The organism is Aureimonas fodinaquatilis, from assembly GCF_008369445.1.
GTDB classification, from domain to species: domain Bacteria; phylum Pseudomonadota; class Alphaproteobacteria; order Rhizobiales; family Rhizobiaceae; genus Aureimonas; species Aureimonas fodinaquatilis.
In genome coordinates, this window is sequence record NZ_VTWH01000002.1 from 924,095 (window position 1) to 950,127 (window position 26,033).

Consider the following 26,033-nt stretch of genomic DNA (forward strand, 5'->3'; position numbering starts at 1 on the left):
AGAGCTAACTCGCGCAGGCAATGACGGTTCCCGGTCAGATTGCCACAGCAACTGCAATGCAGCTGAAACTGCGTCACTCGATATTCGGACATTTTCGGATGTGGTATAAGCCGGCTTGTGGGCAAGATCGAAAACCAATCGTCGCAATCCTGAGTGGGAGGAAGAAATGGCGACATTCGGACTTGGCATTTCACTTATGGGTCGTCAAACAATCAGCCGATGGGGCGTGCTGACCCTTCTGATAACTTCAACAGCCGCCGCCAATGCGCAAACGGAACCTGCAGCGCAGGAAGCCTATGAAATCGGCGTTGAAGCTTATGTTTACTTCTATCCGCTTGTGACAACTGATGTTACGCGCCGGATATCGACAAATGTCGCACCGGATCAAATCCCCGGATTTGGTCCGATGAATCAATTCTCCAATTTCCGGGAATATCCGGACGCAGACACGAAGATCGTCGTCAGGGTCAACTTCGACACGCTCTATTCTTCAGCATGGTTGGACCTGACGAAAGAGCCAATGGTTCTTTCCGCCCCCGACACTGCGGGCCGATACTACCTGTTACCGATGCTGGATATGTGGTCGGATGTCTTCGCAGTGCCCGGAAAGCGCACTTCGGGTACAGAAGCCGGGCATTGGGCCGTAGTACCGCCCGGCTGGGTCGGGCAACTTCCCGAAGGCGTCTCGCGCATTGATGCACCGACGCCGCATGTCTGGATCATCGGGCGCACTCAGACCAATGGTCCCAAAGACTACTCCGCCGTTCACCAAATTCAGGATGGCTATCTGATCACTCCCCTGTCGCAGTGGGGAAAACCTCCTCAGCCCGTGGAGGCCGCAGTTGACCCCAGCGTTGATATGAAAACGCCGCCGCTGGAGCAGGTTAACAACATGCCGCCGCTGGACTATTTCAAATATGCAGCCGAGTTGATGAAGGTGAACCCGCCGCATGTCACGGACTGGTCAACCATTGCACGGTTGAAACGCATCGGCATCGAACCCGGGCAGAGCTTTTCGCCGGAAAAGCTTGACCCGGCCATACAGGACGCATTGAGCAAAGCCGCCAAGGATGGATTGCAGCAATTGCGCCAGAATGCCCCGACAATAACCCCCATTGTCAATGGCTGGCAGATGAGCACCAACACGATGGGGGTCTATGGCAACTTCTATTTGAAACGTGCAATCGTTGCCATGGTTGGATTGGGCGCCAATCAACCCGAAGATGCAATCTATCCTAACAACCTGACCGACGCCGATGGCAAGCCCCTGACCGGGGAAAACAACTATGTGCTGCACTTTGCCAAAGACGAAATTCCGCCGGTCAATGCCTTCTGGTCACTGACGATGTATGATGCTGAAGGCTTTCAAGTTGCCAACTCCATCAACCGCTTTGCCATAGGTGACCGGGACGCACTCACGTTCAACGCCGACGGATCCCTTGATCTGTATATCCAGCATGACAATCCCGGCGCGGACAAGGAAAGCAACTGGCTGCCCGCGCCCGATTCAGGCGTTCTGGGCATGACCATGCGCCTCTATTCGCCAAAGCCGGAAGTGCTGACTGGAGGCTGGGCACCACCACCGGTACGCCACCAGCCATGATGAACCATAAGCTGCAACAGCAACACTTATGGTGAAAGCGTGTCGGCTGCCGGGTTTCTCTGATGCCCGGCAGTTGCACCCGCTGTCCGGCCTTTCGAACGGCAGCTTTATGGCACGATTGAACCACCCTCGAAAATTCGATAGCTCAGGTCGGATCCCGTTCCGCGCGGCTTGGCGTTTTTCCAGCCCATTTCGCGGCGAAAACTGCCAAGAAGACCTTGGGCCAGCAGGTCCGCTTCACTCAATTGCTGCAACTCCTCTGAAAGTGGAGAAACATACAAAGCGTCGGCCGGGCAATAAAGCTCGCACAAAAAACACGTCTGGCAGTCTTCCTGACGTGCAATAACAGGCGGTGCATCCGGCACTGCATCAAATACATTGTCCGGGCAGGCAGCAACACACAGATTGCAGAGAATGCACCGGTCCTCACTTACCAGCTCAATCATCCCGCCAGTCTCCGTTCCACCGGTTCTTCGGCTCCGCCAACTCGAATATGGTCAAGCCCCTGGATCTGCAGCGACCTCGCAGAAAGCGGATCTGTGAGCGGAAAATCGGTGCGGCGATGGACGCCCCGACTTTCCTTTCGCGCCAGGCTGCCGGCAGTTGCCCACCGCGCTGTTGCCAGCATTGCTTCAACCTCGCGCATGCGCCCCAGCTTTCGCCAACCGGTTTCCCGCCACATCTGACCAAGCACGGCCTCGCTTTCCTGCAGCGACTGCGCATCACGAAAAAAGCCGCGATCCAGCGGAAGCATCCGATCCTGAACCGTGTTGATCAAAGGCCGCAATTCCTCGATCGTATGTTCAGCAGGCGTCAAATCTGCCACTTCAGCGGCCGGCCGGACACGGGAGGGCACGCCATTCCTGCGGGCAAAAGCCACTGCAGCGGCGCCCGCCCACCGCCCGGTTGCTATTGCATAGCTGGCATTGGGCCCGCCACCACCGCTGACCGCCCCCGACATCAGCTCCCGCGAGCTCGCATCACCCGCGGCGAACAGCCCGGGCACACTGGTTGCCGCCTGATTGTCTATCAACAGGCCACCGGTGCCGCGCACCGTGCCTTCGTGGCGCAAAGTAACAGGGAAGCGCTGCGTAAAGGGGTCGATGCCCATTCGGTCAAACGGCACAAAGATATTGGGCTGTCCGCGTCGGAACCCTTCCTGCAAACGCGGCTCCACCTTATCCAGCACGGCATAGACCGGCCCGCGCAACAGATACTTCGCCACTGCATGCCGATCGCCGCTTGTGTCGATAACCGCGCCATCGCTGTCTGAAAAGGTCGCCCAGAAATAAATAATTCCTTTGGTAACGCTGGAAAAGGCAGGGGCAATACCGTACTGCGCGGAAAATTCCATACCTGAAAGCACAGCACCTGCTTCTGCGCCAAGCAGATACCCATCTCCGGTCAGGTTGTTGGTGCCGAGCGCGCCGCTCATATAGGCGCAGCCCCCTGTCGCGATTATTGTTGCCCCTGCCACCACCTGCCAACGCGCGCCCCCGCGACGCTCATAACCGGCTGCTCCGGAAACGACGCCATCTGCCACCAGCAGATGGTCTGCGGGCATGTGGTCGCAGACAACAGCTCCGCCTTTGATCAGCCTTTGCCGCATGAAACGCAGATAGTCAGCGCCTCTGAGCATGCCGCGATATGGGCGTCCGTCCTCGAATGACGGAAAGTCATATCCCCAATCCGCCAGGCGATCGAGGTTGAACCGCGCTTCATCCAGTACACGCTCGACAAAGCCGCCATCTGCCAGACCGGCACCAAGCCGCACCCGCTGGTCAACCGACATTCCGCGTTCGGCTGTTCCGCGCGCGGAATAAATCATTGTCGTGTTGCCCGCGGCTGTGGCGCCGCTGGTTCCCACATAGCCTTTCTCAATCAGCATCACGCTCGCCCCCGCCTCAAGTGCGGTCAGCGCGGCCCAGCATCCGGCCGGCCCGCCCCCAATAACCAGAACATCGGTTTTCCGGTTCTGCACTTCGTTACGGGTCGGCGCAAAGCTGCTTCTCACCGTGCTTGCTACCGTCATGCCACACCGCGCCATGCGTCCAGCCTGCGGCTGAGAGCGTAAATCGACCTGTCCATGATAATGCCGAACGCGGCGATGATGAAAACACCCACAAACACCACGTCAATGCGGAAGGTAGCCCCGGCATATTCAATCATGAAGCCAATGCCCTGCCCGCCGCCGAAGACCTCGGCCGCAACCACGCCCAGAAGCGCACGCCCCATGGCCAGCCGAAGCCCTGTCAGCAGAAAAGGAACCGACGCCGGCAGGGCAATTGTGCGAAAGAGCTGCCACTGCGTTGCGCCATAAGCCTGGCCCACACGCTTCAGGTCCGCATCGGTGTTCTGCATCGCCACCTGCATGTTGACGATAAGTGGGAAAATTGCACTGAGGAAAACAAGCGCAAGCTTGGACCCGAAGCCCAGCCCGAACCAGATGATGAAGAGCGGCATCATGGCAATGCGCGGTGTTGTGTAAAATGCTGACACAAGCGGGCTGAACGCCCGATTGGCCCAATCATACCAGCCAATCACAACGCCGATTGGAACGCCAACCAGAATGGCCAGCCCGAAACCAGCCAGAAAAACCTGCCCGCTTGCTACAGTGTTTCGCCACAAGGTGCCATCGCGCGCCAGTTCAACACCGGCAAGCCAGATGCGTGAGGGCGAACTGGAAAACATCGGATTGGCAATGCCGGTCTGCACGGCAAGTTCCCACAGCAGGATAAGGCCGAGAATGACGCCTATTCCGGTTCCGTTGCGGGACAGCCAGCGGAACAACCGAACCCCGGCCGTAGGATCCGCTGGCAGCGACTGAGCCACAACTGTCATGGTCGCTCCCTCCGCCGCGCGGTCTTGTGAATTTGATCCCAGATGCCGTTTTCCAGCTCGGCGAAATAGCTTGAACTTTTGACTTCAGGTGACCGCGGACGAGGAATGTTGATGGCGACTTCCTGCATGATGCGGGCAGGCCGATCGGAAAAGACCAGAACCCGATCTGACAAAAGCACGGCTTCGTCGATCTGGTGAGTGACCATAAGCACGGTCTTGCGCGTCTTTTCCCAAATGCGCAGCAACTCTTCCTGCATGGTTTCGCGCGTTATGGCATCCAGCGCGCCGAATGGCTCATCCAGCAGCAATATATCAGGATCACAAACCAGCGCCCGCGCCAGGTTGACCCTCTGCTGCATGCCGCCCGACAATGCGCCCGGCAGAAAATGCTCAACGCCGGTCAGCTGCACCAGCTCAATATAATCCCGCGCCCTTTCCCGCGCCTTCTTCCGGGAAACTCCCTGCAGCTCAAGCCCATAGATGATGTTGTCGATGACACTGCGCCAGGGCAGAAGCGATGGCCGCTGAAAGACCACCGCGCGGTCCGGGCCAGGCTTGCTGACCAGAACACCACCCGCCTTCAGCGCTCCGCCGGTAATCGGCACCAGACCCGCAATAGCATTCAGAAAACTGGATTTGCCGCAGCCGCTGAGGCCAACAACCGTTACAAATTCGCCTGGTGCAATTTTCAGGCTGATGTCATCGACGGCTTTCGTTACCTCCCCCGTGCGAGAGTTGTGATAGGCAATGGAAACCCCTTGAGCATCCAGCGCCCAGCCAGATTTTGCTGGATCAGGAACCCGCCGGGCGACTTCCGCTTCCTGCCTTGCATAGGCATTGATGTTTGCAGCCAGTTTTGTCGTCGGCACGCCCCGCCCTGACATTTCACGCAGTGTTATCGAACTCGGCATTGAAACCTCCTGTTATGTCAGAGCTGTCACGCCACCGCGTGCAAGCCTCGTGCTGTTTCAGCACTGGATTTCAGTTGAGCAGCTTCGTGACCGGCAATTCGGCCACTGATGATCAACTCGCTCAGATTGCCGCCCAGAAGGTAGAGGTGGGCGAAGAAGGAGCCGAGCTCTCCGACGGCGAAGAGACGTGGAATTGGCGCACCAAATGCATCCAGAACACGCTGTTTTTCATCGTGCTCCGGCCCGCCCTGGGTGTTGGTCAGCAACGGCCATACCGGCACGGCATAAAATGGCCCGGTATCTATTGACACTCGTGTGCCGGCAGGCCGGTGAAACTCATCTTCTCCGCCACTGCGCACAATCCTGTTCCAGTTCTCCACCGTTTCGTGCAGCGTCTCCACGCTCCATCCATGGGCAGTGGCAAGCTCTTCCAAACTGTCAAACCGCTTTATCCAACCCCGCTCAATTTCAGCCAAATTGTCCTCACTCCAGACATAGCGATGGTCAGGATGTGTGGTCAGAGGATTGGCTATGCGGCCAATTTTCCGCCCCTCTTCATCAAAGATCAGATAGGCCGGAATGCGGGTATAAGCCGGCACATCAGGGTCATAGACCCCCAGAGGCCGGGCGGCGGTGTCCTGCGTGGCCGGGTGCAATTCATTCATGAAACGTTTGCCGGAACTGTCGACAACAATCCACGAAACCGGGCGGTTGGAATTGCGCGCACCGCCCGGGGCTATTCTGAAGGCCGTATCAAAATCGTCGAATTTGAAACCGTATGAGCCGTGAAAGTGCCACATGTGCCAGAGAGCCGCCCCGGCTTTCTGCGCCATTAAAATGCCGTCGCCGGTATTTCCCGGATTGCCAACGGCATAGACCGGCGTCGCCTCGAAGAATTCCTTTTTCAGCTTTTCATTGAACTCGAAACCACCAGAGGCGAGGATAACGCCGCGATTGGCGCGCACAGCCCGCTTTTCGCCATCGATCAAGGCCCACAGGCCCACCACTTCGCCATTGTCGATGATCAGTTCGCTTGCCGGACTGTCGGTGCGGATTTCGATGTCACGCTTGCGCACATTGTCCAGCAGAATTTTGAAAAAGCGCTGCCCTGCAAGATTCTTGCCGGTATATGCCCAGTGATAACCGTCAAAATCATCCAGATCCGTCACGGTCAGTGAATAGAGCGACTCTGCCCCCGGAAATGGGTATATTCCCTCATGGGTCTCATTGCGTTCGGTAACCGTGGCACCGTTGACCTCTGCAAGTCCCCGCAGATAGTCCGGCAGTTCCACCAATCCTTCCGCAAATGTGCGGATCAATTGTTCCGAAACACGGCCACCCTGGGTGTGCGTGAGATAGGATACCGCACCTTCCACATCTCTTGCGGCCTTGACGCCGCCACCCGCCAGAATGGTGATGCCGCCGGGATTGCTCATTTTTTCCAGCACGAGCACGCTGCTTCCGGCGTCATATGCGTTGATGGCGCTGACCAGTCCCGCCCCGCCCGCACCAACGACAACAACATCGGCTGTCAGATACCAATCAAATCTGCCTGTCATGACCTCAACTCCCCGCGCCAACAAAGCTTGTGTTCACAATGGTGCTCAGTTCGGGCTCAAAGCTCTGGTCGATGTCGCCCACTTCCTTCAGAATTCGCACCGCATTGACGAGGCCTTCTTCATCGACAACCTGCGTGTCGTCCCATTCCGGCAGGTATTTGTCGTAAATCGTATTCAGAAGGTCACGGTCGAGGTTCAGTGTCTTTTCCGAGAAATCGAGCAGCTCTTCCCGATTATCGCGCGCGTAGCGAATGGCTTCCGCGCTCGCCTCAAAGAATTTGCGAATGGCTTCCGGATTGCTGGCAATGAAGGCATCTGATGCGAAGATGTAGCTGTGCTGGTATCGACCGTAGTAATCTTTTGCCTCGGCCAGCAGCTTGCCGTTGCCTTCCTGAATCAACCTTGTTGCGTAAGGTTCTGAAAATATTGCTGCTTTGATCTGTCCAGACGCGAAAGCGGCATAGCCGTTTCCGCCACCGCCATAGGCGATCTCGTTGACGGACTGGGCATCCACATTGTGCGCAGCCAGAATATACCGCAGAGCCTGAGACTGGCCGCCACCCACAGACGCCACGGCCACTGTCGCGCCGGCCAGATCTTCAACCTTTTCCGTATCGTTGGTGCCGACAAGCAGAAACTCCTGGCCCTTGAGCGCGGGTGAACCCACAACCTTGATGGGAACCTGCCTGCTGATACCGATGATGATCGGCGTGCCAAGCGTGCCTATGTCCACCTGACCGCTTGCCGCCGCAGCAATGACTTCCGGCCCGCCGCGCAGAAAGGTCGTTGGCTGCACATCCAGTCCGTGGGCTTCGTAAATGCCTTTTTCCACACCCAGGAAGAAGTAGATATTGCTGGAAGACGGCGCCAGAATTCCAAAGCGCACAGGGATTTTGTCCTGTGCCTGAGCAAGCGAAACACCGCTTGCCAGAAGCATGAACGCCAGCGCGGATTTGCCCAGGCTTCGCCGCGATAAGTCTTTTGAAAACAATGTCATGGATTGGCTCCTTAAAAGCCGCTGTCAGGCCGGCTGCAGGCGCAGACCGGGTTGAAACAGACGAGCCTAGATGTATTTGCGGATGGACAGGTCGTGCAGTTTCACACGCACCTTGTCGTTGGGATCTGGTTTGCGCTGGAACTTCAGAAGAACGCCCGGATCATCTTCCGAGCCGCCGGGCCGCGCCCTGTTCCACCCCAGAGCACGCTGATAGCTGCCCAGTATTCCGGAGGCGATCAGTTCCGCCTCGTTGATCTGGGTGGGTGAGCCCTGCGGCGCAACATACAATGCGTCCACCGGGCAGTGCAGTTCGCAGGACATGCAGGTGTGGCAATCTTCCTGCCGGGCGATGATGGGCACGCCCGTTTCCGTTGCATCAAAAACGTCAGTGGGGCAAACAACCACGCATCGGTTGCAACCAATGCACAGATCTTCAATCACGGCCTCGATCATGATGCTGCGCGCTCCTCACGCAGGGCCATGCCCACTGGCTGACGCTCTACCCAGGGGTTGTCCAAACCGCCGGAGATCAGATGATGGGTTTGTGCCGGATCAAGGTCTGGAAAATCACTGCGGCGGTGAAGCCCACGCGTTTCCGGGCGTTGCAGTGCGCTGGCATTGATAAAGCGCGCCGTGACCAGCATGGCTGCCGCCTCACGCGTGCGCAGTGTCTGCCGCAACCCGTTCAGGCCCGTGTCTTGCGATGCGGCAAAACTGTTGCGCACTTCATTCCATTCATCGGCAAAACGGCTGAGAGAGGACGCCAGTGCCGGACCGTTGCGCCAGTAGTTCCGGTCGAATGGCAGCATCTCCGACTGAACGCTGGCCAGAATATCCGCATTTGAAAGCACCTGCTGGCGCGACGTTCCTGGCCGCAGACCAGCCTGACCAAGCGGCTCCAGCTTGCGCCCGCCTGTTCCCACCTGCCGCGCAAAAACAGCGGCTGACCGCCCTGCCCAACTGCCAGATGCAAAGGCCCAGGACGCAGCCGGTCCTCCCCCCGGAGGACCGGCACCGGTAACCCGCTCACGCGTGGCCAGATCACCCGCCACAAACAAACCGGGCGTATCCGTCGACAGGTCGTGGTCAAACAGCACACCGCCCGCTGCGCGAATGGTTCCCTCTGAGCGAAAATCGATCGGGAAACGCTGGGTGAAGGGATCTATCCCCAGCCGCTCCAGATGAAGGATGATGTGAGCATGGGTCTTGCGCACCATGTCGCGCGTTTCGGCATCCCGCGCCTTATCCAGAATTGCCCAGGCACCCCCGGTGCGGATAATGGCTTCGACCGTCTGCCGGCCTCGCATGATGGGCTGGCCATCATTGTCAAACAGCGATCCGTAGTCCAGATGCGCGCCGCGGCTCAGCACACCGCCAAGCGCGGTTGGTGCATATTGGCTGCTGAATTCCATGCCGGAAAAGCGTGCTCCGGCCTCTGCTGCCATCAGGTAGCCATCGCCAGTGTTTCCGCGTCCGCCTGCGATGGGAGACAGAAATGCAGTTCCGCCGGTGGCCAGAACGGTTGCCCCCGCTTCCACTCGCCAGTGGCCACCCTTCTGGCGCTGAATGCCCGCCGCTCCGGCAACCAGTCCGCGGCTGGACAGCAATTCCAGCGCCGGGCAGTGATCCAGTATCCGCACTCCCAGTTTCTGCAGCCTGCGCCGCAGAAAAATCAGAACATCTGGCCCACGCAACCGACCGCGATACTCCTGGTCATTCTCGTTTCGCGGCCATTTGTAACCCCAGCGCGCCATTGCATCGAGATTTGCATAACTCTGGTCAAAGGTGCGCTCTATCCAGAGCTTGTCTGCCAGACCAAACGCCAATGGCAGCCTGGCCTCTACCGTGCCATCGCGGTGCACGGGGTCATCCGGCTTGATGTAATAGATGCCGGTATTGGCACTGCTGAACGGGCCTGACGTCCCGACATAGCCCTTTTCGACAATTGCCACTCTGGCGCCGGTTTGGGCTGCGGAAATAGCGGCCCACAATCCAGCCGGGCCACCGCCGACCACCAGCACATCTACGGCAAGATCCAAATCCAGTGATTTCATGTCTGGCCACCATAAATCTATTTCATCTATCTAATTAGTAGATTTATAGATCGGCCTTCAGAAGGAAGCATATTGCGAAGGTATGGCAGAGGTCAGAATATTTTACTCTGTTTCTAACGTCCACACCATGACGAATGCTTCAGACCGCGCATGTGCTCAGGCAGTCAGGCTGTGTTCCGCGGCAAAATCGGGAACGAGCTGATGTTGGGAAAAACGCAGAAAGTGCAGAAGATCGGACAAACGGCCACCCAGCAGGGTGACATGCTGGCGCATGATGCTGCTGGCTTGCCCGCCGTCTCCGGCAAAGATTGCATCCATCACCGCACAATGTTCCGGGACAGAGCTTGCCATACGGCCCGGTTGATCGGTCAACGCACGGCGATAGGGCGCGACTTTGAGAGTCAACCGGCGCAACTCTTCCTGCAAGGTTATATTATGGCTGGCTGCCGCTATGGTTGTGTGGAACTCTCGGTTGGCTTGGCAGAAAAGCGGCGCATCGCCACTGGCATTCGCCGCCTCGCACAGCTCATGCGCTTTCAACAGAAGTCTGCGCTGATCCGCGGTAATACGCCTTGCCGCCTGCCGGGCCGCAAGTGCCTCCAACTCTGCAACCGCGCTGAACGCATCCAGCAGATCAGCGAGTGACAGATGGGCGACCTGCAACCCCTGCCTGCCACGCGAGACCGCCAGACCACTGGCCGCCAGCCGATGCAGCGCTTCCCGCACAGGAGTGCGTGACATGCCGAAGTGCTCGGCAAGCTGGCGTTCATCCAGCCGATCTCCCGGCATGCGCAGCCCGTTCAGAATTTCTTCCTCAAGACGCACAACCACCTCTGCCGAAAGGGACTCCGCCCCTTCGACACTCCCGACATTGCGGGTTCTTTCAGTCGCTTGGCGCATATTAGCGGCTATCTGCCGAATAAAAGCGGTTGGCGATGGCTTCCGCCACGGCAACCATGCCGTACAGCAACAGACCGCAGATACACAGAACAACTATCGCCGCCATTGAAACTTCAGTGTCTGCCCGCGCCGTTGCGAAGATGATCAGGTAGCCGAGGCCGGCCTGCGCAGTGATGAACTCGCCGATGATGACGCCGATAATCGACAGAGTAATTGCGATTTTCATGCCGCTGAAAATATGCGGAAGCGCGGCAGGGAAGCGAACGCTGGTGAATATCTGCCATTCAGTGGCTGTCAGCGAACGGCACAGGCGAAGAATGCTTTTGTCCACGCTCAACAGCCCGGCTGTCGTGGCGATGACCACGGGAAAGAATGCGATGAATATGGAAAACGCAATTCGCGATTGCGGCCCGATACCCAGCCAGATGATGAACAGAGGCGCCAGAGCGATTTTGGGAATGAGCTGGAAAAACACAAGGTTGGGGTAAAGGGCTTCGCGCGCCACTGGCGAGTAGGTTATCAGAATGGCAATGGACACCCCAAGCGCCAGCGCCAGCAGAAAGCCAACTGCCGATTCAACCGTGGTTGGTATTGCATGCATCAGAAGAATATCATGCCGGTCGACAATGTAATACGCGATCGAAATTGGCGAAGGCAGAATGACCGAAGGAATGTCGGCAACGGTAACGTAGATCTGCCAGACGGCCAGGACAAAAAATGCCAGCCCCAGCGGCAGCAGAATGCTGCGCATGCCGGCAGCGGTGCGGCTTTTGGCAGCCGGGTTAACCAGCACAGCGCCGGTTTCTGTTCCTATGGTTGCAGCCATGATACGCCCCCTCTACTCAATTACTGCCGCGCCCTTGGGGGCAGCATGGTTGGATGAAGCATGACCGTGTGCAGCTTCAATTGTCAGGCGCAGCTCACGGCAGACCTGCGTGAACTCGACCGTTTCCTCGACTTCAAAGCGCCGGGGTCTGGCAAACGGCATCGGCATATCCAGCATGATGCCGGAAGGCCGGCCGCCCATAACCACCACGCGATCGGAAAGGAACGCCGCCTCGCGAATGGAGTGCGTTACGAAAATCACGGTCTTGCGGTAGGTTTCCAGAATTTCGGAAAGAGCAACATTCATCTGGTCGCGGGTGATGGCGTCGAGCGCGCTGAACGGCTCGTCCATCAGCAAAATGTCCGGATCATGGATCAACGACCGGCATATGGCCACGCGCTGACGCATGCCACCGGAAAGCTCGCCAGGCTTTTTATGTTCAAAGCCTGTCAAGCCAACCATATCCAGCAGCTCTTGCGCCCGCTGCCGGTATTTGTGAACGGGAAGCTTGAGAATGCGGATCGGGAAAAGAACATTGTCCATTGCGCTTTTCCACGGGAGCAATGTGGCATCCTGAAAAATAATGCCGATGTCTCTGCGGGGCGCAAGCACCGGTGAACCCAGGAGATCGATACTGCCGGCAGTTGGTTTTTCCAGACCGGCGATCATCATCAGAAGCGTGCTTTTGCCGCAACCGGATGGACCAAGAAGTGAGACGAATTCGCCGCGCCGAACATCCAGCGAGGCAGAAGCGACAGCGTGCACTGCAGACTGGCCGGTAAAATAGGTTTTGCCGACATCCTTCACTGAAACAAGCGGTGGTTCAGACTTGGGTATCGCTGCGACTTCCTGCAAATTCCGGATCGTCATTAGACCTCCAATGCGTGTTTGCCGACAAATTGCGGCATCATGTGCCAGCATCTTTGCGAACAGAGCTCAATTCAAGATAATTATACAAAAATAGATTTTTTGCATTCAATTTCCTGAATTATCCCCGTCAGGTGTGGAAAACGGCTGTTGATCTCAGCAATATTCGATAAATCGACGTTCACAAAGACCCACTCTGCCTAAAATTAGAACAGAGTTCATGGGCAATTGATCAAAATGCATGCTAAATGAATTTTTTTGCATAAAATAACTTGTGATAATCAAAATATGAGGTGAAGCTAGGTCGATAGCCGCACTTACGCTCCAAAAGGGAAACGGGTTAATGATATTTTCTCGACGCACAGCGCTTAAGGCACTCGGTATCGGAGCTGTTACCGCAGCACTGCCGCTTTCAATGCCAAATATTGCCCGTGGGGCAAGCAAGGTCACCTTTACGACATCGTGGTTGCCGGAAGGGCCAAACCTGTTTGCCTATGTCGCGCGCGATAAGGGCTTCTGGAAAAATGCAGGCCTGGATGTCAGCGTCGCCCGCGGCTCCGGCTCCAACGCCGCCGCGCAGGCTGTCAGTGCCGGCACATTCGACTTCGGCATGGCCCCTACCCCAACCGTTATCATTCAGGCAGCGCGCGGCCTTCCCATCACCTGCATCGGCCAGGTCAATTATGAAGTTCTGATGGGCATCGGCATGCTGGCCGACTCCCCGATCAAGGAACCCAAGGATCTTGAAGGCAAGCGCCTTGGTGCCAGCGTTACTTCTGGCGAGTTTCCGTTCCTGCCGCTCTATGCGGCCAAGGCGGGCTTTGACCTTGAAACGGTTGAGATTGTGCAGCTTGACGGCAAGGTGCGTGAACGTTCGCTCGCGGAAGGCCAGGTCGATGCTGTGTCCGCTTTTGCCACCAGCACCGTGCCTTCGCTTGCACCGCTCGGCACCGATGTCCGGTTCATGCTGTTCAAGAATGCCGGCATAGATTTTTACGGCCAGGCGCTGACAACCCAGCCAGACCGTCTGCAGAATGATCCGGAACTGTGCGAAGCACTGGTTCAGGGTGCAATGGAAGCCGTCAAGTTCACGCAGACGGATTTTGATGAATCCATTGATATTTTCCTGAAAGCCAATTCTGAAGTGGCGATTTCCGGAACAGGCGAGGAATATGCCCGCATCGGTCTGGGCCTTGTGAACCTGACAAATCTGGTTCCGGAATTGATTGACCACGGCTTTGGCTATGCAGACCCTGCCAAGGTGGAAGCCATGGCCGATTTTGTGATGGAGTATGGCGCTGGAGAAGGCGCATCCCGCCCGGATCTTGAAGCCCTTATCACCAACCGGTTTGCTGGCAAGGTCAAGTTTACACCAGAGGAACTGGCAGCCGCTGAAGCACGCTCGCAAGAGTTCAAGAAATTCCTCCTGTAGACTTTTACCAGCTTTCAATCTGCCTGCGCATGACAATGGAGACGATCGGTGAGCAATGGACGTTTGAATGGCAGAACGGCCATTGTCACCGGTGGCGCCAAAGGAATTGGGCGGGCGATTGCACAGGCCTATGCCGCAGAAGGCGCGAGTCTGATGATTGCCGACCGCAACTTTTCAGGCGCCCAGGCCACCGCGCAAGCCATTGAGGCGGAAGGCGGCGTCGCAGCAGCCTTCGCAACCGATGTGACAAGCACTGCCGATGTTGTGGACATGGTGGCAGCCACCGTGCAGCGATTTGGCACTGTGGATATTCTGGTCAACAATGCCGGACTGCTGAACGCCTGCTTGTTGACCGACATGTCACCAGAAATCTGGGACGACATGATTGCCGTGCATATGCGCGGAATGTTTTTGTGCTGCCGATTTGCCGTACCGCATATGCAGGCTGGAGGCCGTGGCACCATCATCAATATGTCCGGAAGTTTTGGCGTCAGCGGAGCTGCCAGCTTCACCCATCTTTCTGCTGCAAAGGCAGGCATGATCGGCTTTACCCAGGCTCTTGCCCGCGAGGTAGGCCCAGACAATATTCGTGTTAACGCCATTGCTCCGGCCATTGTGGAAACTGATCTTGCCACGGGGATGAGCAATGATGCCATTGCCGCAACGGTTGCGACCTACCCTTTGCGGCGCGCCGGCACGGTCAGCGATATTGTCCCCACTGCTGTTTTTCTGGCAAGCGACGATTCCGCGTTCTATACCGGCCAGACATTATGCCCGGCGGGCGGTGCGGTGATGGCAGCCTGACATTCCATTCAATCTTTCAGACTATCATTTGCCTGTCATATGCAACCACTAGAGGTGCACTTCTCACCAATAAAGGTTTGGAGCGAACTTCATGAAATCCCGTATTTTGGCCGCAATGGTTCTGGCATTTTCGGCGACCGCCGCTTTGGCGGATTACAAGCATCCATTTGCTTACCCACAACCGGAAGATTCATCGGAATTTTTTACGGTCATCGAAATTCCGGCAGGCAGCTTCACCAAATACGAGATCGACGCAGAACACGGCTATGTGCTGGTGGACCGTTATCAGTCAATGCCTGTCGTATATCCAGCCAATTACGGCTCTATCCCCTCTTCCCTTGGTGGCGATGGCGACCCGCTGGACGGCCTGGTTTTCACCCGCGAACCCATTGTTCCGGGCGCAGTGATCAAAGTGCGCGCCATTGGCGTATTGCACATGATTGATGGCGGCGAGGAAGACGACAAGATTATTGCCGTACCTGCATCCGACATCGACCCGCAATATGATGAAATTCGCAATATTGACGACCTGCCTGCCATTGAACGCCAGCGCATCGAGGCGTTCTTCCGGGTTTACAAGCAGCTGCCCGAGGGCCGCAAAGTTGTCGAGCTCAACGGCTTCAGCGGAGTAAACGAAGCTCAGGCGCTGGTAGACACCGCCATCAAAGCCTATCGCGACAAAGCAAACTGATTTCGCTTTACACTCCCGTTACAATTGTATGATGAAAAGGCGGCCATTTCGAAAATGGCTGCCTTTTTATTTAGTATCCAAAGTTTCAGCAAACAGTAAGCAAGCAATCCAAGTGTCAAGATCGTCGGCGCGCATTGCCCTATGGGTTGTTGACGGCCAGAAGTTGCATAAATATTACTGAACCACGCAACCGCCATGCCCGGATTGTTACGGGATAAACCCGGAAAAACCACCTGCATACCAGAATTTGCATTTGGCGCGCCGGAGCTGAAAATTGCGTCAAACGGCCTGAACTTCACCCATAAAACAAACTTCGCTGTAGAAATTATATATATTTATATGTTAGGTTAGCTCATTGGATTAATCCAATGGTTTGTAAATAATCGGCGAAAGGGACTGTGTGCCCGGTTGCGTGTTCCGCCCATGGCTGAGCTTGCTCAACCATAGGTAAGAGGTCTTTTTGATGCCTGCGGATCCGCCAAGGGAGAAAGTCGTTTTTCCGGATAATCGGGGAATCGCATCCGCATGACGTCGCAAGAATTCAAGGCATGGCGCTCCGCGCTTAGCCTTTCTAAAAAAGAGGCCGCCATGGCCCTGGGACTGTCTATTCCTTCTATTTATAATTACGAGCTGGGGTACAGGCGGGAGGATGGGCGCCCAGTTATAATTCCCCGGCCGGTAGCACTGGCTTGCGCCGCGCTGGCCAATGGTCTGGAACCATGGAGAGCTGTTGCCTGACCGCCTGCCCGTGCATTGCAGCATAGGTTGGGCATGGACGCATTTGATAATTCTGTCTAACCTGCAGGGCAATCAACAGCGCCGCGCTGACATTGATCGTCAGGTCGGCAAACGCATTCGAGACGGGTATTGAACGGACCTCCGGCAATATCCGTCCCTTTTACCAGATAGACCATATTTTCAGCTTTTTCCGAGCCGTTGATATGCTCTATCTGATTTGAGTTCTGCCTGCTTCTTTTGGGAGGAAGGAGTTGTCCGGTAAAAACGGCCAGCATGCCCATCTGGTGGAAGCCTCACTTGCGGCTGGCGATGCCGCGAGGTCGGCGCTTGCGGCCTCCTGGCAGCGCTCTTCCAAACTTCATCACCTTGATCCTTCGGAGCAGCGGCCGCCCGAGCGGTTGAGCGATGCTGAGTTGAAGCATGCAAAAGTGCCGCTTGAGCCACTGCTTGCTGTAGCTGAGGAAACTCTTGATCGCTTGTATCTAGCGGTTGGAGGCATAGGCTGTTGTGTTTTGCTGGCAGATACCAATGGCATTCCAATGGAAAGGCGCGGCGCGGCAGCCGACGATGCAACGTTTGAGAACTGGGGTCTGTGGACAGGCACCGTCTGGAGTGAGCGCTACGAGGGCACAAACGGCATTGGCACTTGCCTTGTGGAAGAGCGCGGGGTTACGATTCATCGGGACCAGCATTTCTTTTCTCGCAACACGCTTTTAAGCTGCACAACCGCCCCGATCTTTGACCAGCACGGCAGGTTGCTGGCGGCGTTGGATGTCTCTTCCTGCCGCAAAGACCTGACATTGGAATTTGCTCAGCTTATCGCGCTTTCGGTTGCGGATGCGGCGCGCCGTATTGAGGCGGATTACTTCCGGCAGGCATTCAGCGACGCCCGCATTTTTCTTGCTCCTTCAACGGGCTCCGGTCCGGGCGGGTTGGTTGCCGTGGATGCGGACGACCTTGTTGTGGGTGCAAGCCGGGCGGCAAGGCAGCAATTTGCGCTCTCTGATGAGGCGCTGGCCCGTCGCATCCCTGCTTCACAAGTGCTTGGGCTTCCCGCAGACAGTCTTGAAAGTGCCGAGCGGGCAACATTGTTGCGAGCATTGGCGCGTTGTGGCGGGCAGGTTTCATCTGCTGCGCGAGACCTTGGTATCAGCCGCGCAACACTCCATCGCAAGTTGAACCGGCTGAACATTCGCCGCGTGCAGTAGTTTTACCGGAAGACCTGTCGCACGAATGCGACAGACCGTGCGCCAGCCTGTTTTGCGTATCCTGACAAATGCTTTTGTTTCCGTCAGGCTTTCAATCTGACCAAAGCATTTCCCGTTGAAACGACTTCGTTTCGACGCGAAGACGATGCGAGAGAACACGGAGTCAGAGCGTTTCTGGTGGTGAAGAAGTCCGCGGAACGCTCTGACCTGAATTGCCAAATTTTTTCGGGAGGAAAGAATGAACAAGGCCGAATTTTCACACACACGCAAATCGCCGTTCAAAAGCAGCTACGGCAATTTTATCGGCGGCAAATTTGTTGAGCCACGCTCTGGCCAGTATTTTGACAACACCTCTCCGGTGAATGGCCAGTTGCTGTGCAAGGTGGCGCGTTCCAATGCCGATGATGTGGAAGCCGCACTGGATGCCGCCCATGCGGCCAAGGAAGCCTGGGGTCGTTCCAGCGTGACTGAAAGAGCGCTGCTGTTGAACCGCATCGCCGACAGAATGGAAGAAAACCTCGACACACTGGCTTTGGCGGAAACCTGGGATAACGGTAAGCCTATTCGCGAAACAACCGCTGCGGACGTGCCGCTGGCAATTGACCATTTCCGCTACTTTGCCGGTGCCATTCGCTCACAGGAAGGCGCGCTGTCAGAAATTGATCATGACACTGTCGCCTATCACTTCCATGAGCCTCTGGGCGTTGTCGGGCAGATCATCCCATGGAATTTTCCGCTGCTCATGGCTTGCTGGAAGCTGGCGCCCGCATTGGCCGCAGGAAACTGCGTTGTCATCAAACCGGCAGAGCAGACACCGGCTTCAATCCTTGTCTGGATTGAACTGATTGCCGATCTTCTGCCGCCCGGCGTCCTGAACATTGTCAATGGCTTTGGACTGGAGGCGGGAAAGCCACTGGCGTCATCACCGCGAATCGCAAAAATCGCCTTTACGGGCGAAACAACGACCGGCCGCCTGATCAGCCAATATGCCAGCCAGAATCTCATTCCTGTAACACTGGAGCTTGGCGGCAAATCACCCAACATCTTTTTCAAGGATGTTACAGCCGAGGATGATGATTTTTTCGACAAGGCGATCGAAGGTTTTGTGCTGTTTGCCTTCAATCAGGGTGAAGTCTGCACCTGCCCAAGCCGTGCGCTGATCCATGAATCAATCTATGATCAGTTCATGGAACGCGCTTTGCAGCGGGTGGCGGCAATCGTGCAGGGTGACCCACTGGATCCGGCCACGATGGTCGGCGCGCAGGCCTCCAGCGAGCAGCTAGAAAAAATCCTCTCCTATTTCGACATTGGCCGTCAGGAAGGCGCGGAAGTGCTGGCGGGCGGAGAGCGAAACGAGTTGGGTGGCGACCTGAACGGCGGCTACTACATCAAGCCAACCGTGTTCAAAGGCCACAACAAGATGCGGGTTTTCCAGGAGGAAATCTTTGGCCCAGTGGTTTCTGTCACCACTTTCAAAGATGAGGATGAAGCGCTCTCCATTGCCAATGACACGCTTTATGGCCTTGGCGCGGGTGTCTGGACACGCGATGGCAATCGGGCTTATCGTTTTGGCCGCAACATTCAGGCGGGTCGCGTCTGGACGAACTGCTACCATGCCTATCCTGCCCATGCGGCCTTTGGTGGCTACAAACAATCTGGCATCGGCCGTGAAAATCACAAGATGATGTTGGATCACTACCAGCAAACGAAGAACCTTCTCGTCAGCTACAGCCCGAAAAAGCTTGGCTTTTTCTAAGACCTGACGAGATTTTTCCCACAATCGCCGGAGCGACCCTTGTGAAGCGCTCCGGCACAAAGGCTGGATATCATGAGCACCGTTTCTGCAACGCCTGCCGCCCTGCAACTGCTTGAGCAGATCATCGCCGACCACGGCCCTGTGCTGTTTCACCAGTCAGGCGGTTGTTGTGACGGCTCTTCGCCAATGTGTTACCCGCAGAACGAGTTTTTGATTGGCGATCAGGATGTGAAACTGGGTGAAATCGGCGGTGCGCCGTTCTACATCAGCGCTTCGCAAAACGAGGCGTGGAAGCACACTGACCTGATTATTGATGCCGTGCCGGGCCGCGGGGGCATGTTTTCTCTGGACAACGGCCGCGAGCAGAGATTTCTGACCCGGTCCACAGTCTGCGCGGTTCCAACTGGCCCTTAGGCTTCCGGCCGACCCAGCCACCAGTAGGCCACGGCCTGATGCTGGTTGCGCCGAAGCCCCCTGACCTTGCGATATTCATGCCGCAGCAATTTGTAGGTTTCAAATTCGGCTCCGGCAAAAGCAAACACGCTGCCACTGCCGGGCCAAGGCAAATTGCGCACGGCCTCAACCAGCAGGGAAGACCGCCCGGGCGCCACTCCGTTTCGCAACAGCCAGACAATTTCGACGCCTTCCGGCGCTTGCAGGTCCTGCATCTCGCGCGCATTGTCCACTTCCAGAAGCGCAAAGCCACAAGTTGCGGGCGGAAGATTTTCCAGAATACGCGCAATTGCGGGCAGCGCCGTTTCATCGCCCGCAAGGCAAACCCAATCGGCCTTTGGAACGCCACCGCCGCCCGGCCCCATTATTCCCAGAAGGTCGCCAGCCACGGCATGGTCCAGCCAGTTCTGAACTGCGCCCTCTGGCTGATGCCGAAAGATGTCGATGCTGACCAGGCCCTGATCCGGCAAGACCTGCCGCAGCGTGTAAGTGCGCAGGATCAAACGGTCGCGATCTCGCGGCCAGATGGGCAAGCCACCCGGCCCTGCATGGGGCCAGACCGGGGTTCTGCCGCGCGGCGGCAGAAGCAGGCGAACATGAAACCCGCCCTGTGCAAAACGGTGCAGGTCTTCGCCTGCAAGCTCCAGCCGGCAGAAACCAGGAGTTATATTCTGCACGTTCACCAGCCGCATCTGCCGAAAATGCGGCAGATCCACCGGGCCTGCGCCATCCCCCATCCACACTATGGAGGCGAAGTCGGTGCCCGGCCAGTTCTGCAACTGGTAGGCAAGAATACCCTTGAGATTGCGCAGTGATGCATCATCACTTGCCATGACGGTGATGATCATTGAATTTTTGATAAAGCTTATCCGGGCAACCGCCTCGCCCAGCACGAAGCAACCGTCAGTTGGATCAAAACTTTCCGGATAGTGCCGCCAGAGGTGATTCAGGAAGCGCCCGGAATCCACCCGCCGCACCACGGCCTTGGAAAAAAGATGTGCCGCGCTTTCCAGCACGCGGGCTTCCTCAACAAGCGTTTCAGCCAAAATATGTCTTCCACGGCATGGCTTATGGAAAAGGCTTCAAAAACCACGCAAAAATTTCTATCATTCTGATCAACCGTTCAAGTATTTCTCCGGCTTGAAGTCGTCAAGCAGACAAGTTTAAACATGCCCACCCATTTAAGGTTGATGCGGTGCCTTGAATGTAAATCTTGCGGGGGAAATACGATGCAACGTTTGGCGCCTTTTGTGTTGGCTGCCGCTTTGGCGGTCGGTCTTTCAGCCACGGCTTTGGCCGCACCGCGAGACGATGTTACCATCGGCATGACGATTGAGCCGACTGGTATGGACCCGACCGCCGCAGCACCAGTGGCCATTGGTCAGGTGGTCTGGCAGAACCTGTTTCAAGGGTTGACGCGGATTGACGAAAAGGGAGCAGTCGAGCCGCAACTGGCAAAAAGCTGGGAAATATCGGCCGACGGGCTGCAATATACCTTCCATCTGCAGGACAATGTTCAATTTCACAATGGCGCGGCTTTCAATGCGCAAACTGCCAAGTTTTCGTTGGATAGGGCAAGGGGCGACCAGTCCACCAATCCGCAGAAGCAGTTTTTTGCCGCCATTGAGGCGGTGGAAACGCCCGACGACAATACGCTGCTCGTGCGCCTGTCGGAACCGGCTGGCAATCTGCTCTACTGGCTTGCATGGCCTGCATCGGTGATGGTGGAACCGGGTTCGGCTGACGCCAACCGGACGAACCCGATTGGCACAGGCCCATTTAGCTTTGGCGAATGGCGGCAGGGGGATCGGGCAACGCTGGAGCGATTTGACGGATATTGGGGCACGCACCCGGCATTGGCAAAGGCAACGTTCCGGTTCATCAATGACCCACAGGCACAATTGGCAGCTCTGAAATCCGGTCAGGTGGATGCCTTTCCCGAATTTGCCGCGCCAGAACTGTTTTACGAACTGGAAACCGACCCGAATTTCGAAACATCCGTCGGCAACACCGAGCTGAAGGTTGTTGCGGGCATGAACAACCGCAATCCACCTTTCAACGATGTGCGGGTGCGTCAGGCGCTGATGCTGGCGGTCAACCGGGGAGAGTTGATCACCGGTGCGTGGTCTGGCTACGGGCAGGCAATCGGCAGCCACTATACGCCCAATGACCCTGGCTACATATCGCTGGAAGATGTGTTGAGCCATGATCAGGAAAAAGCCCGCGCCTTGCTGGCAGAGGCTGGCTATCCGGAAGGGTTCAATGCCACCATCAAGACGCCGCAAATGGCATATGCCCGCCGGTCGGCAGAGATTTTGCAGGCCTTTCTGGCAGATGTCGGCGTTCAGCTGACCATTGTGCCGACCGAGTTTCCGGCCGTATGGGTGAGCGAGGTTTTGCAAGGGCATGATTTTGACATGACCATTGTTGCCCATGCCGAACCGATGGACATCGGCATTTATGCCCGGCCGGATTATTACTTCGGATATGAGAATGCCGACTTTGCCGGGATCATCAACAAGGCGGAAACCACCACCGACGAAGCCACCCGGCTGGAGCTTTACGGGCAAGCGCAGCGCAAGCTGGCCAACGATGTTCCTGCCCTTTACCTCTTTGTCATGCCTAAACTCGGCGTGTGGAAAAACGGCCTGCAAGGTTTGTGGGATAATGAGCCAATACCCTCCAACGATCTGACCGCCGTTCAGTGGAGCGACTGAATGCAGAAATTGCTGGTAGGGCGCATCGCGGGCATGGCTGCGACCCTTCTGGCGGTTAGCGCATTTGTGTTTTATGCCCTGTCTGTTTTGCCGGGTGACCCGGCAGCCATTGCGCTTGGCACATCCCTGCGGCCCGACACACTGGTGGCGCTGCAGAAGGAAATGGGGCTGGACCAACCGGTATGGCTGCGTTTTGGCCATTGGCTGACAGGGGTGCTGACCGGAGATTTCGGCACCTCCATCACCTATCATACCCCGGTTGGCCAAATGGTCGCTGCGCGCCTTGCCGTAACCCTGCCTCTGGCCTGTCTGTCGCTGGTGATTGCCATGGCCATTGCGCTGCCGCTCGGCATGCTGGCCGCGCGGGGCAGCCGGCTCGCAGAAGGCGGCGCAACACTGCTGGCGCAATTGGGCATCGCACTGCCGAATTTCTTCATTGGCCTTCTGCTCATATTGCTGTTTACCCGCACTGGTGGCCTGCCCTCCGGTGGATTTCCCGGCTGGGAGGCCGGGCTCTATTCTGCCTTTGCTGCACTGATTTTACCCGCAACCGCGCTGGCCCTGCCGCAGGCCGCTGTTCTGGTGCGCGTTACCAGAGCGGCTTTTCTGGAAATTCTTGCCGGAGACTATATTCGCACAGCGCGAGCCAAGGGGTTGGGTGAAACAGCAATTCTGGTGCGCCATGCTGCGGGCCATGCTCTGGTGCCTGTTCTGACCATCATCGGGCTGCAGTTTTCGTTTCTGGTGGCCGGGGCCATTCTGGTGGAAAATGTTTTTGTTTTGCCCGGATTGGGACAACTGGCTTTTCAAGCGCTGGCGCAGCGCGACATTCCAGTGCTGCAAGCCTGTATTCTGATATTTGCCAGCCTTGTCATTCTCGTCAATTTTCTTGTCGATCTGGCAGCCTTGCTCATTGATCCACGGCTGCGCCAATGACACGGCTGACCTTTGGCAGTGTTTTACTGGCGCTGATTGCTGCATTGGCGGTCCTGTCGTTTTTCTGGACGCCCGTGAGTGAGCCGCTGCGCATGAACATTGCGATGCGGCTGACACCACCCTCATCCATAGCGATTTTAGGCACTGACCAATTGGGGCGCGATGTTGCGTCCCTCGTGATGCTAGGCGCTGGAAACTCGCTGTTTGTTGCCGTTCTGGCCACGGCGCTCGGCGCCTTTGCGGGAATTGTTGCCGGGCTTTACAGCGCCGCAAGCTCCGGTGTGGTGCAGGCATGTCTCATGCGCTGTCTTGACGTGCTCTTTGCCTTTCCGCCTTTGCTGTCCGCCATGATGCTGGCGCTGGCGCTTGGCTTTGGCAGAGTGAATGCCATCCTGGCCATTGCTCTGTTTATCATTCCGGTGTTCGCCAGATTAACACGCGCCAGCGCCCGCACCGCTTTGGCCAGCGACTATGCCAGGGCGGCACGCGCGCTTGGCGCCAGCCAGCGCCAGATCATGACGCGGCATGTTCTGCCCAACATCATTGGCCTGTTAAGCGTGCAGGTTTCAATTCAGTTCGGACTGGCCATTCTGACAGAAGCCGGACTGGGCTTTCTGGGCTTTGGCGCGGCACCGCCCGCCCCGTCATGGGGGCGCATGCTGGCCGAATCCCAAACCTATCTTCTGTCCGCGCCATGGCTGGCGCTGGCGCCGGGGCTGGCAATTGCCACCACTGTGCTGGCTGCCAATCTGTTTGGCGATGGGCTGCGCCGCAAGCTGGACCCGCGCAAAAGCTAGCCCGAAAAACTACGTCAGAAATACTGCGTCTGCTGCATCCAGCCGCGCGCGAATGCGTGTCACATTCAACCTTTGATCTGGCGCGCAATTGTCATGCGTCAGCAGGTCCCCGGCGCGCACGGGCTTTACCACCCTGGACCCTTCTGCAAGGCCCAGTGGCAAGGCGTGTTTTGCCCGCCCCTCATGCCATGTCATGGCAAAGCCGCGATAGTCTTCCGTACCAATACGGCCCAGAATTTCGCCCACTGCCAGATTGCGTTTGGCAACTGCGCCGCATTCAGCCACTGGCCTGTCCAACGGCAGCATATCCGGCTTGCGGTGCATAACCGCGCGCACTGCGGAAAGGGGCGTTTCAAGACTCGTCAGGTGAAATGGCCGGGTCAGTGCAAAACATGGTCCGGGCCCAACCTTCAAGTCAGCCATCCGCTCTACCGCTCGCTCATGCCGTGGTTTGACAATGCAGAACACTCCCGGCGCCACGCCCTTGCCAATCGTATAATCCACCCTGCCGGAAGCAGACAGAAGACCGCCATCTTCCTGCGTGCAGAGTATCTGCGCCAGATTATCCAGCGTGGCCGCGGGACCATGCATGCCGGGAACATCGGGAACCAGGCCGGTGCAATTGGCAATGGCGGTCATTTCCACCATGGTTTTGGAGCCGTCGACAAATTCGACCAGAATTCGCGCATTCATATTGCGCGCATTGGCTTCCGCTTCGAAATCAGCAGGCACAGCGTTGAAATCGAGCGCATTGTTTTTGCCTTTGCCGGCTGAAACAACTTCCATGCCCAGGGATTGCGCAAAGGAAATCAACTCCAGTGTCGCCGCCGGTTCATCCCCCGCCGAACCGGTGTAGACCACCCCTGCCCCGCGGGCTTCCGCTGCCAGATAGCGGCCCACCGTAATGTCGGCTTCGACATTGAGCATCACAATGTGCTTGCCATTACGAATGGATTCCAGCGCCAGCAAAGTGCCGATTTCCGGACTGCCCGTAGCATCCACCACGACGTCAATTCGTCCGGCCCGGGTCAGCGCCGTCAAATCATCGGTGATGGCGATGCGCCCCGCCTCGATCGCCCGGTCGATTGCCGTTTCATTATTTGCAACTACGCCCGTATCCCGCGGGTGGCGCGCCATCTCAATAGCTTCGAACGGGCGGGTCGGGCGGCTTGCGCCAATGGCACCAATACGCACCCCGGCCATCAGCGCAGCCTGCACCACAATATCAGTGCCCATCTGCCCGGCCCCGGCAAGGCCAATGGTTATCGGGCCATGCAGCTGTGCAAAGGCGGCAAGCTCGGCAGCGAACCCGATGTGGTCAATGCGTGTCATATGCATGTCCTGATGAATGGTGCGATTCGAAAATGGCGCAAAGACTATAGGGTTTATCTAGGCCACCCGATCACCGCGACCACGCCCTGTCATTGTTTGCAAAATCAACTTGAGGTCGAGCCAGATAGTGCGGCGCGCAGCATAGGCGGCATCTATTGTCGCCAGACGCTCCGGTTCCGACATATCCACCCCCTGCACCTGCGCCAGCCCGGTTATCCCCGGCCTGAGTGCAAAGACGCCGCGTTTGCGCCGCTCTTCAATCAACATTTCCTGCATTGGCAGGCAGGGCCTGGGGCCAACAAAGCTCATGTCGCCCTTCAGCACATTCCAGAGCTGTGGCAGTTCATCCAGTTTCCAGCGCCGAAGCACCGCACCCAGCCGGGTGACGGCTGATCGCGGCGTTTCATGCGAAGCGGCTGACACCGTGTCACTGGCCATTGTGCGCAGCTTGTAGCAAACAAACACGCGCTCACCCTTGCCAACCCGCTTCTGAGCGAACAGGCCCGGCCCCGGACTGTCGCGCGCAATAGCAACAGTCAGCAGCAGAATGAGCCAGCCGAACGCCATGAGACCGAAAAAGCTCGATACGATGTCAAAAATACGTTTCATAC

General features: G+C 57.0%; 24 protein-coding genes. 10 read left to right on the forward strand and 14 right to left on the reverse strand.

What is annotated here, in order from left to right:
* Positions 1–196: 196 nt before the first annotated feature.
* The gene (locus FPY71_RS10540; RefSeq protein ID WP_149300579.1) at positions 197–1,603 is read left to right on the forward strand and encodes a DUF1254 domain-containing protein; all 1,407 of its coding nucleotides are present in this window, start codon (positions 197–199) and stop codon (positions 1,601–1,603) included.
* Positions 1,604–1,710: 107 nt separating this feature from the next.
* On the opposite strand, the gene FPY71_RS10545 is transcribed toward FPY71_RS10540, so the two are convergent.
* From FPY71_RS10545 to FPY71_RS10595, 11 genes are all read right to left on the reverse strand, one after another.
* On the reverse strand, positions 1,711–2,049 hold the full coding sequence (locus tag FPY71_RS10545) for a 4Fe-4S dicluster domain-containing protein (RefSeq protein WP_149300205.1): 339 nt from the start codon (positions 2,047–2,049) through the stop codon (positions 1,711–1,713).
* A complete protein-coding gene (locus FPY71_RS10550; protein WP_149300206.1) occupies positions 2,046–3,635 on the reverse strand; it encodes an FAD-dependent oxidoreductase in 1,590 nt (529 codons plus the stop codon). The genes FPY71_RS10545 and FPY71_RS10550 overlap by 4 nt, the downstream gene beginning before the upstream one ends.
* Positions 3,632–4,444, reverse strand: a complete 813-nt coding sequence (locus FPY71_RS10555; RefSeq protein WP_149300207.1) for an ABC transporter permease — start codon at positions 4,442–4,444, stop codon at positions 3,632–3,634. Before FPY71_RS10555 ends, FPY71_RS10550 begins: the two co-directional genes overlap by 4 nt.
* Positions 4,441–5,355 carry an ABC transporter ATP-binding protein gene (locus tag FPY71_RS10560; protein WP_210246275.1) on the reverse strand — a complete coding sequence of 305 codons (915 nt, stop codon included), beginning with the start codon at positions 5,353–5,355 and terminating at the stop codon, positions 4,441–4,443. Before FPY71_RS10560 ends, FPY71_RS10555 begins: the two co-directional genes overlap by 4 nt.
* Before the next feature lie 26 nt (positions 5,356–5,381).
* Positions 5,382–6,914 carry an FAD-dependent oxidoreductase gene (locus tag FPY71_RS10565; RefSeq protein WP_149300208.1) on the reverse strand — a complete coding sequence of 511 codons (1,533 nt, stop codon included), beginning with the start codon at positions 6,912–6,914 and terminating at the stop codon, positions 5,382–5,384.
* 4 nt (positions 6,915–6,918) lie between these two features.
* Positions 6,919–7,911, reverse strand: a complete 993-nt coding sequence (locus FPY71_RS10570) for an ABC transporter substrate-binding protein (RefSeq protein ID WP_149300209.1) — start codon at positions 7,909–7,911, stop codon at positions 6,919–6,921.
* A gap of 66 nt (positions 7,912–7,977) precedes the next feature.
* The gene (locus tag FPY71_RS10575) at positions 7,978–8,364 is read right to left on the reverse strand and encodes a 4Fe-4S dicluster domain-containing protein (protein WP_149300210.1); all 387 of its coding nucleotides are present in this window, start codon (positions 8,362–8,364) and stop codon (positions 7,978–7,980) included.
* The gene (locus tag FPY71_RS10580) at positions 8,361–9,965 is read right to left on the reverse strand and encodes an FAD-dependent oxidoreductase (RefSeq protein ID WP_149300211.1); all 1,605 of its coding nucleotides are present in this window, start codon (positions 9,963–9,965) and stop codon (positions 8,361–8,363) included. The genes FPY71_RS10575 and FPY71_RS10580 overlap by 4 nt, the downstream gene beginning before the upstream one ends.
* Positions 9,966–10,121: 156 nt before the next feature.
* Positions 10,122–10,865, reverse strand: a complete 744-nt coding sequence (locus FPY71_RS10585) for a GntR family transcriptional regulator (protein ID WP_149300212.1) — start codon at positions 10,863–10,865, stop codon at positions 10,122–10,124.
* Between the two features lies 1 nt (position 10,866).
* Positions 10,867–11,691 carry an ABC transporter permease gene (locus FPY71_RS10590; RefSeq protein ID WP_149300213.1) on the reverse strand — a complete coding sequence of 275 codons (825 nt, stop codon included), beginning with the start codon at positions 11,689–11,691 and terminating at the stop codon, positions 10,867–10,869.
* Between the two features lie 12 nt (positions 11,692–11,703).
* Positions 11,704–12,561, reverse strand: coding sequence for an ABC transporter ATP-binding protein (locus FPY71_RS10595; protein ID WP_149300214.1), 858 nt, complete (start codon positions 12,559–12,561; stop codon positions 11,704–11,706).
* A gap of 340 nt (positions 12,562–12,901) precedes the next feature.
* Here FPY71_RS10595 and FPY71_RS10600 point away from each other — a divergent pair, with 340 nt between their 5' ends.
* The 6 genes from FPY71_RS10600 (at position 12,902) to FPY71_RS10630 (ending at position 19,601) form a co-directional block, all read left to right on the forward strand.
* Positions 12,902–13,990, forward strand: a complete 1,089-nt coding sequence (locus FPY71_RS10600) for an ABC transporter substrate-binding protein (RefSeq protein WP_149300215.1) — start codon at positions 12,902–12,904, stop codon at positions 13,988–13,990.
* Positions 13,991–14,038: 48 nt separating this feature from the next.
* Positions 14,039–14,794 (forward strand): SDR family NAD(P)-dependent oxidoreductase, encoded by a 756-nt coding sequence (locus FPY71_RS10605; protein WP_149300216.1) that lies wholly within the window; start codon positions 14,039–14,041, stop codon positions 14,792–14,794.
* A 91-nt stretch (positions 14,795–14,885) separates the two neighbouring features.
* Positions 14,886–15,485: an inorganic diphosphatase gene (locus FPY71_RS10610; RefSeq protein WP_149300217.1), complete on the forward strand. Its 600-nt coding sequence runs from the start codon at positions 14,886–14,888 to the stop codon at positions 15,483–15,485.
* A gap of 989 nt (positions 15,486–16,474) precedes the next feature.
* A complete protein-coding gene (locus FPY71_RS10620) occupies positions 16,475–17,431 on the forward strand; it encodes a GAF domain-containing protein (RefSeq protein ID WP_149300219.1) in 957 nt (318 codons plus the stop codon).
* Between the two features lie 238 nt (positions 17,432–17,669).
* A complete protein-coding gene (gene adh / locus FPY71_RS10625; protein ID WP_149300220.1) occupies positions 17,670–19,187 on the forward strand; it encodes an aldehyde dehydrogenase in 1,518 nt (505 codons plus the stop codon).
* 72 nt (positions 19,188–19,259) lie between these two features.
* Positions 19,260–19,601, forward strand: coding sequence for a DUF779 domain-containing protein (locus FPY71_RS10630; RefSeq protein ID WP_149300221.1), 342 nt, complete (start codon positions 19,260–19,262; stop codon positions 19,599–19,601).
* On the opposite strand, the gene FPY71_RS10635 is transcribed toward FPY71_RS10630, so the two are convergent.
* Entirely contained in the window at positions 19,598–20,686 is a 1,089-nt protein-coding gene (locus tag FPY71_RS10635; RefSeq protein ID WP_149300222.1) for a siderophore-interacting protein, read from the reverse strand. The two genes, FPY71_RS10630 and FPY71_RS10635, sit on opposite strands and share 4 nt — an antisense overlap.
* 183 nt (positions 20,687–20,869) lie before the next feature.
* Between FPY71_RS10635 and FPY71_RS10640 the strand changes: the two genes are divergently transcribed.
* Genes FPY71_RS10640 through FPY71_RS10650 form a run of 3 tightly spaced genes read left to right on the forward strand, consistent with a single transcriptional unit; the run spans position 20,870 to position 24,090 of the window.
* A complete protein-coding gene (locus FPY71_RS10640) occupies positions 20,870–22,357 on the forward strand; it encodes an ABC transporter substrate-binding protein (RefSeq protein ID WP_149300223.1) in 1,488 nt (495 codons plus the stop codon).
* On the forward strand, positions 22,358–23,293 hold the full coding sequence (locus FPY71_RS10645; protein ID WP_149300224.1) for an ABC transporter permease: 936 nt from the start codon (positions 22,358–22,360) through the stop codon (positions 23,291–23,293).
* A complete protein-coding gene (locus FPY71_RS10650; RefSeq protein ID WP_149300225.1) occupies positions 23,290–24,090 on the forward strand; it encodes an ABC transporter permease in 801 nt (266 codons plus the stop codon). The genes FPY71_RS10645 and FPY71_RS10650 overlap by 4 nt, the downstream gene beginning before the upstream one ends.
* Before the next feature lie 9 nt (positions 24,091–24,099).
* On the opposite strand, the gene FPY71_RS10655 is transcribed toward FPY71_RS10650, so the two are convergent.
* Together FPY71_RS10655 and FPY71_RS10660 are read right to left on the reverse strand one after the other, a co-directional pair.
* Positions 24,100–25,422, reverse strand: a complete 1,323-nt coding sequence (locus tag FPY71_RS10655; RefSeq protein WP_149300226.1) for an NAD(P)H-dependent oxidoreductase — start codon at positions 25,420–25,422, stop codon at positions 24,100–24,102.
* 57 nt (positions 25,423–25,479) lie between these two features.
* A complete protein-coding gene (locus FPY71_RS10660) occupies positions 25,480–26,031 on the reverse strand; it encodes a sugar transferase (RefSeq protein WP_149300227.1) in 552 nt (183 codons plus the stop codon).
* Between the last annotated feature and the right edge of the window lie 2 nt (positions 26,032–26,033).

What these genes read in the sequence shown, in the direction of transcription:
- FPY71_RS10640 (WP_149300223.1), top strand. Translation starts at nt 20,870, where the DNA reads ATGCAACGTTTGGCGCCTTTTGTGTTGGCTGCCGCTTTGGCGGTCGGT.
- FPY71_RS10575 (WP_149300210.1), bottom strand. Translation starts at nt 8,364, where the DNA reads ATGATCGAGGCCGTGATTGAAGATCTGTGCATTGGTTGCAACCGATGC.
- FPY71_RS10585 (WP_149300212.1), bottom strand. Translation starts at nt 10,865, where the DNA reads ATGCGCCAAGCGACTGAAAGAACCCGCAATGTCGGGAGTGTCGAAGGG.
- FPY71_RS10580 (WP_149300211.1), bottom strand. Translation starts at nt 9,965, where the DNA reads ATGAAATCACTGGATTTGGATCTTGCCGTAGATGTGCTGGTGGTCGGC.
- adh (WP_149300220.1), top strand. Translation starts at nt 17,670, where the DNA reads ATGAACAAGGCCGAATTTTCACACACACGCAAATCGCCGTTCAAAAGC.
- FPY71_RS10610 (WP_149300217.1), top strand. Translation starts at nt 14,886, where the DNA reads ATGAAATCCCGTATTTTGGCCGCAATGGTTCTGGCATTTTCGGCGACC.
- FPY71_RS10630 (WP_149300221.1), top strand. Translation starts at nt 19,260, where the DNA reads ATGAGCACCGTTTCTGCAACGCCTGCCGCCCTGCAACTGCTTGAGCAG.
- FPY71_RS10650 (WP_149300225.1), top strand. Translation starts at nt 23,290, where the DNA reads ATGACACGGCTGACCTTTGGCAGTGTTTTACTGGCGCTGATTGCTGCA.
- FPY71_RS10560 (WP_210246275.1), bottom strand. Translation starts at nt 5,355, where the DNA reads ATGCCGAGTTCGATAACACTGCGTGAAATGTCAGGGCGGGGCGTGCCG.
- FPY71_RS10660 (WP_149300227.1), bottom strand. Translation starts at nt 26,031, where the DNA reads ATGAAACGTATTTTTGACATCGTATCGAGCTTTTTCGGTCTCATGGCG.
- FPY71_RS10555 (WP_149300207.1), bottom strand. Translation starts at nt 4,444, where the DNA reads ATGACAGTTGTGGCTCAGTCGCTGCCAGCGGATCCTACGGCCGGGGTT.
- FPY71_RS10565 (WP_149300208.1), bottom strand. Translation starts at nt 6,914, where the DNA reads ATGACAGGCAGATTTGATTGGTATCTGACAGCCGATGTTGTTGTCGTT.
- FPY71_RS10600 (WP_149300215.1), top strand. Translation starts at nt 12,902, where the DNA reads ATGATATTTTCTCGACGCACAGCGCTTAAGGCACTCGGTATCGGAGCT.
- FPY71_RS10545 (WP_149300205.1), bottom strand. Translation starts at nt 2,049, where the DNA reads ATGATTGAGCTGGTAAGTGAGGACCGGTGCATTCTCTGCAATCTGTGT.
- FPY71_RS10540 (WP_149300579.1), top strand. Translation starts at nt 197, where the DNA reads ATGGGTCGTCAAACAATCAGCCGATGGGGCGTGCTGACCCTTCTGATA.
- FPY71_RS10590 (WP_149300213.1), bottom strand. Translation starts at nt 11,691, where the DNA reads ATGGCTGCAACCATAGGAACAGAAACCGGCGCTGTGCTGGTTAACCCG.
- FPY71_RS10570 (WP_149300209.1), bottom strand. Translation starts at nt 7,911, where the DNA reads ATGACATTGTTTTCAAAAGACTTATCGCGGCGAAGCCTGGGCAAATCC.
- FPY71_RS10645 (WP_149300224.1), top strand. Translation starts at nt 22,358, where the DNA reads ATGCAGAAATTGCTGGTAGGGCGCATCGCGGGCATGGCTGCGACCCTT.
- FPY71_RS10550 (WP_149300206.1), bottom strand. Translation starts at nt 3,635, where the DNA reads ATGACGGTAGCAAGCACGGTGAGAAGCAGCTTTGCGCCGACCCGTAAC.
- FPY71_RS10595 (WP_149300214.1), bottom strand. Translation starts at nt 12,561, where the DNA reads ATGACGATCCGGAATTTGCAGGAAGTCGCAGCGATACCCAAGTCTGAA.
- FPY71_RS10655 (WP_149300226.1), bottom strand. Translation starts at nt 25,422, where the DNA reads ATGACACGCATTGACCACATCGGGTTCGCTGCCGAGCTTGCCGCCTTT.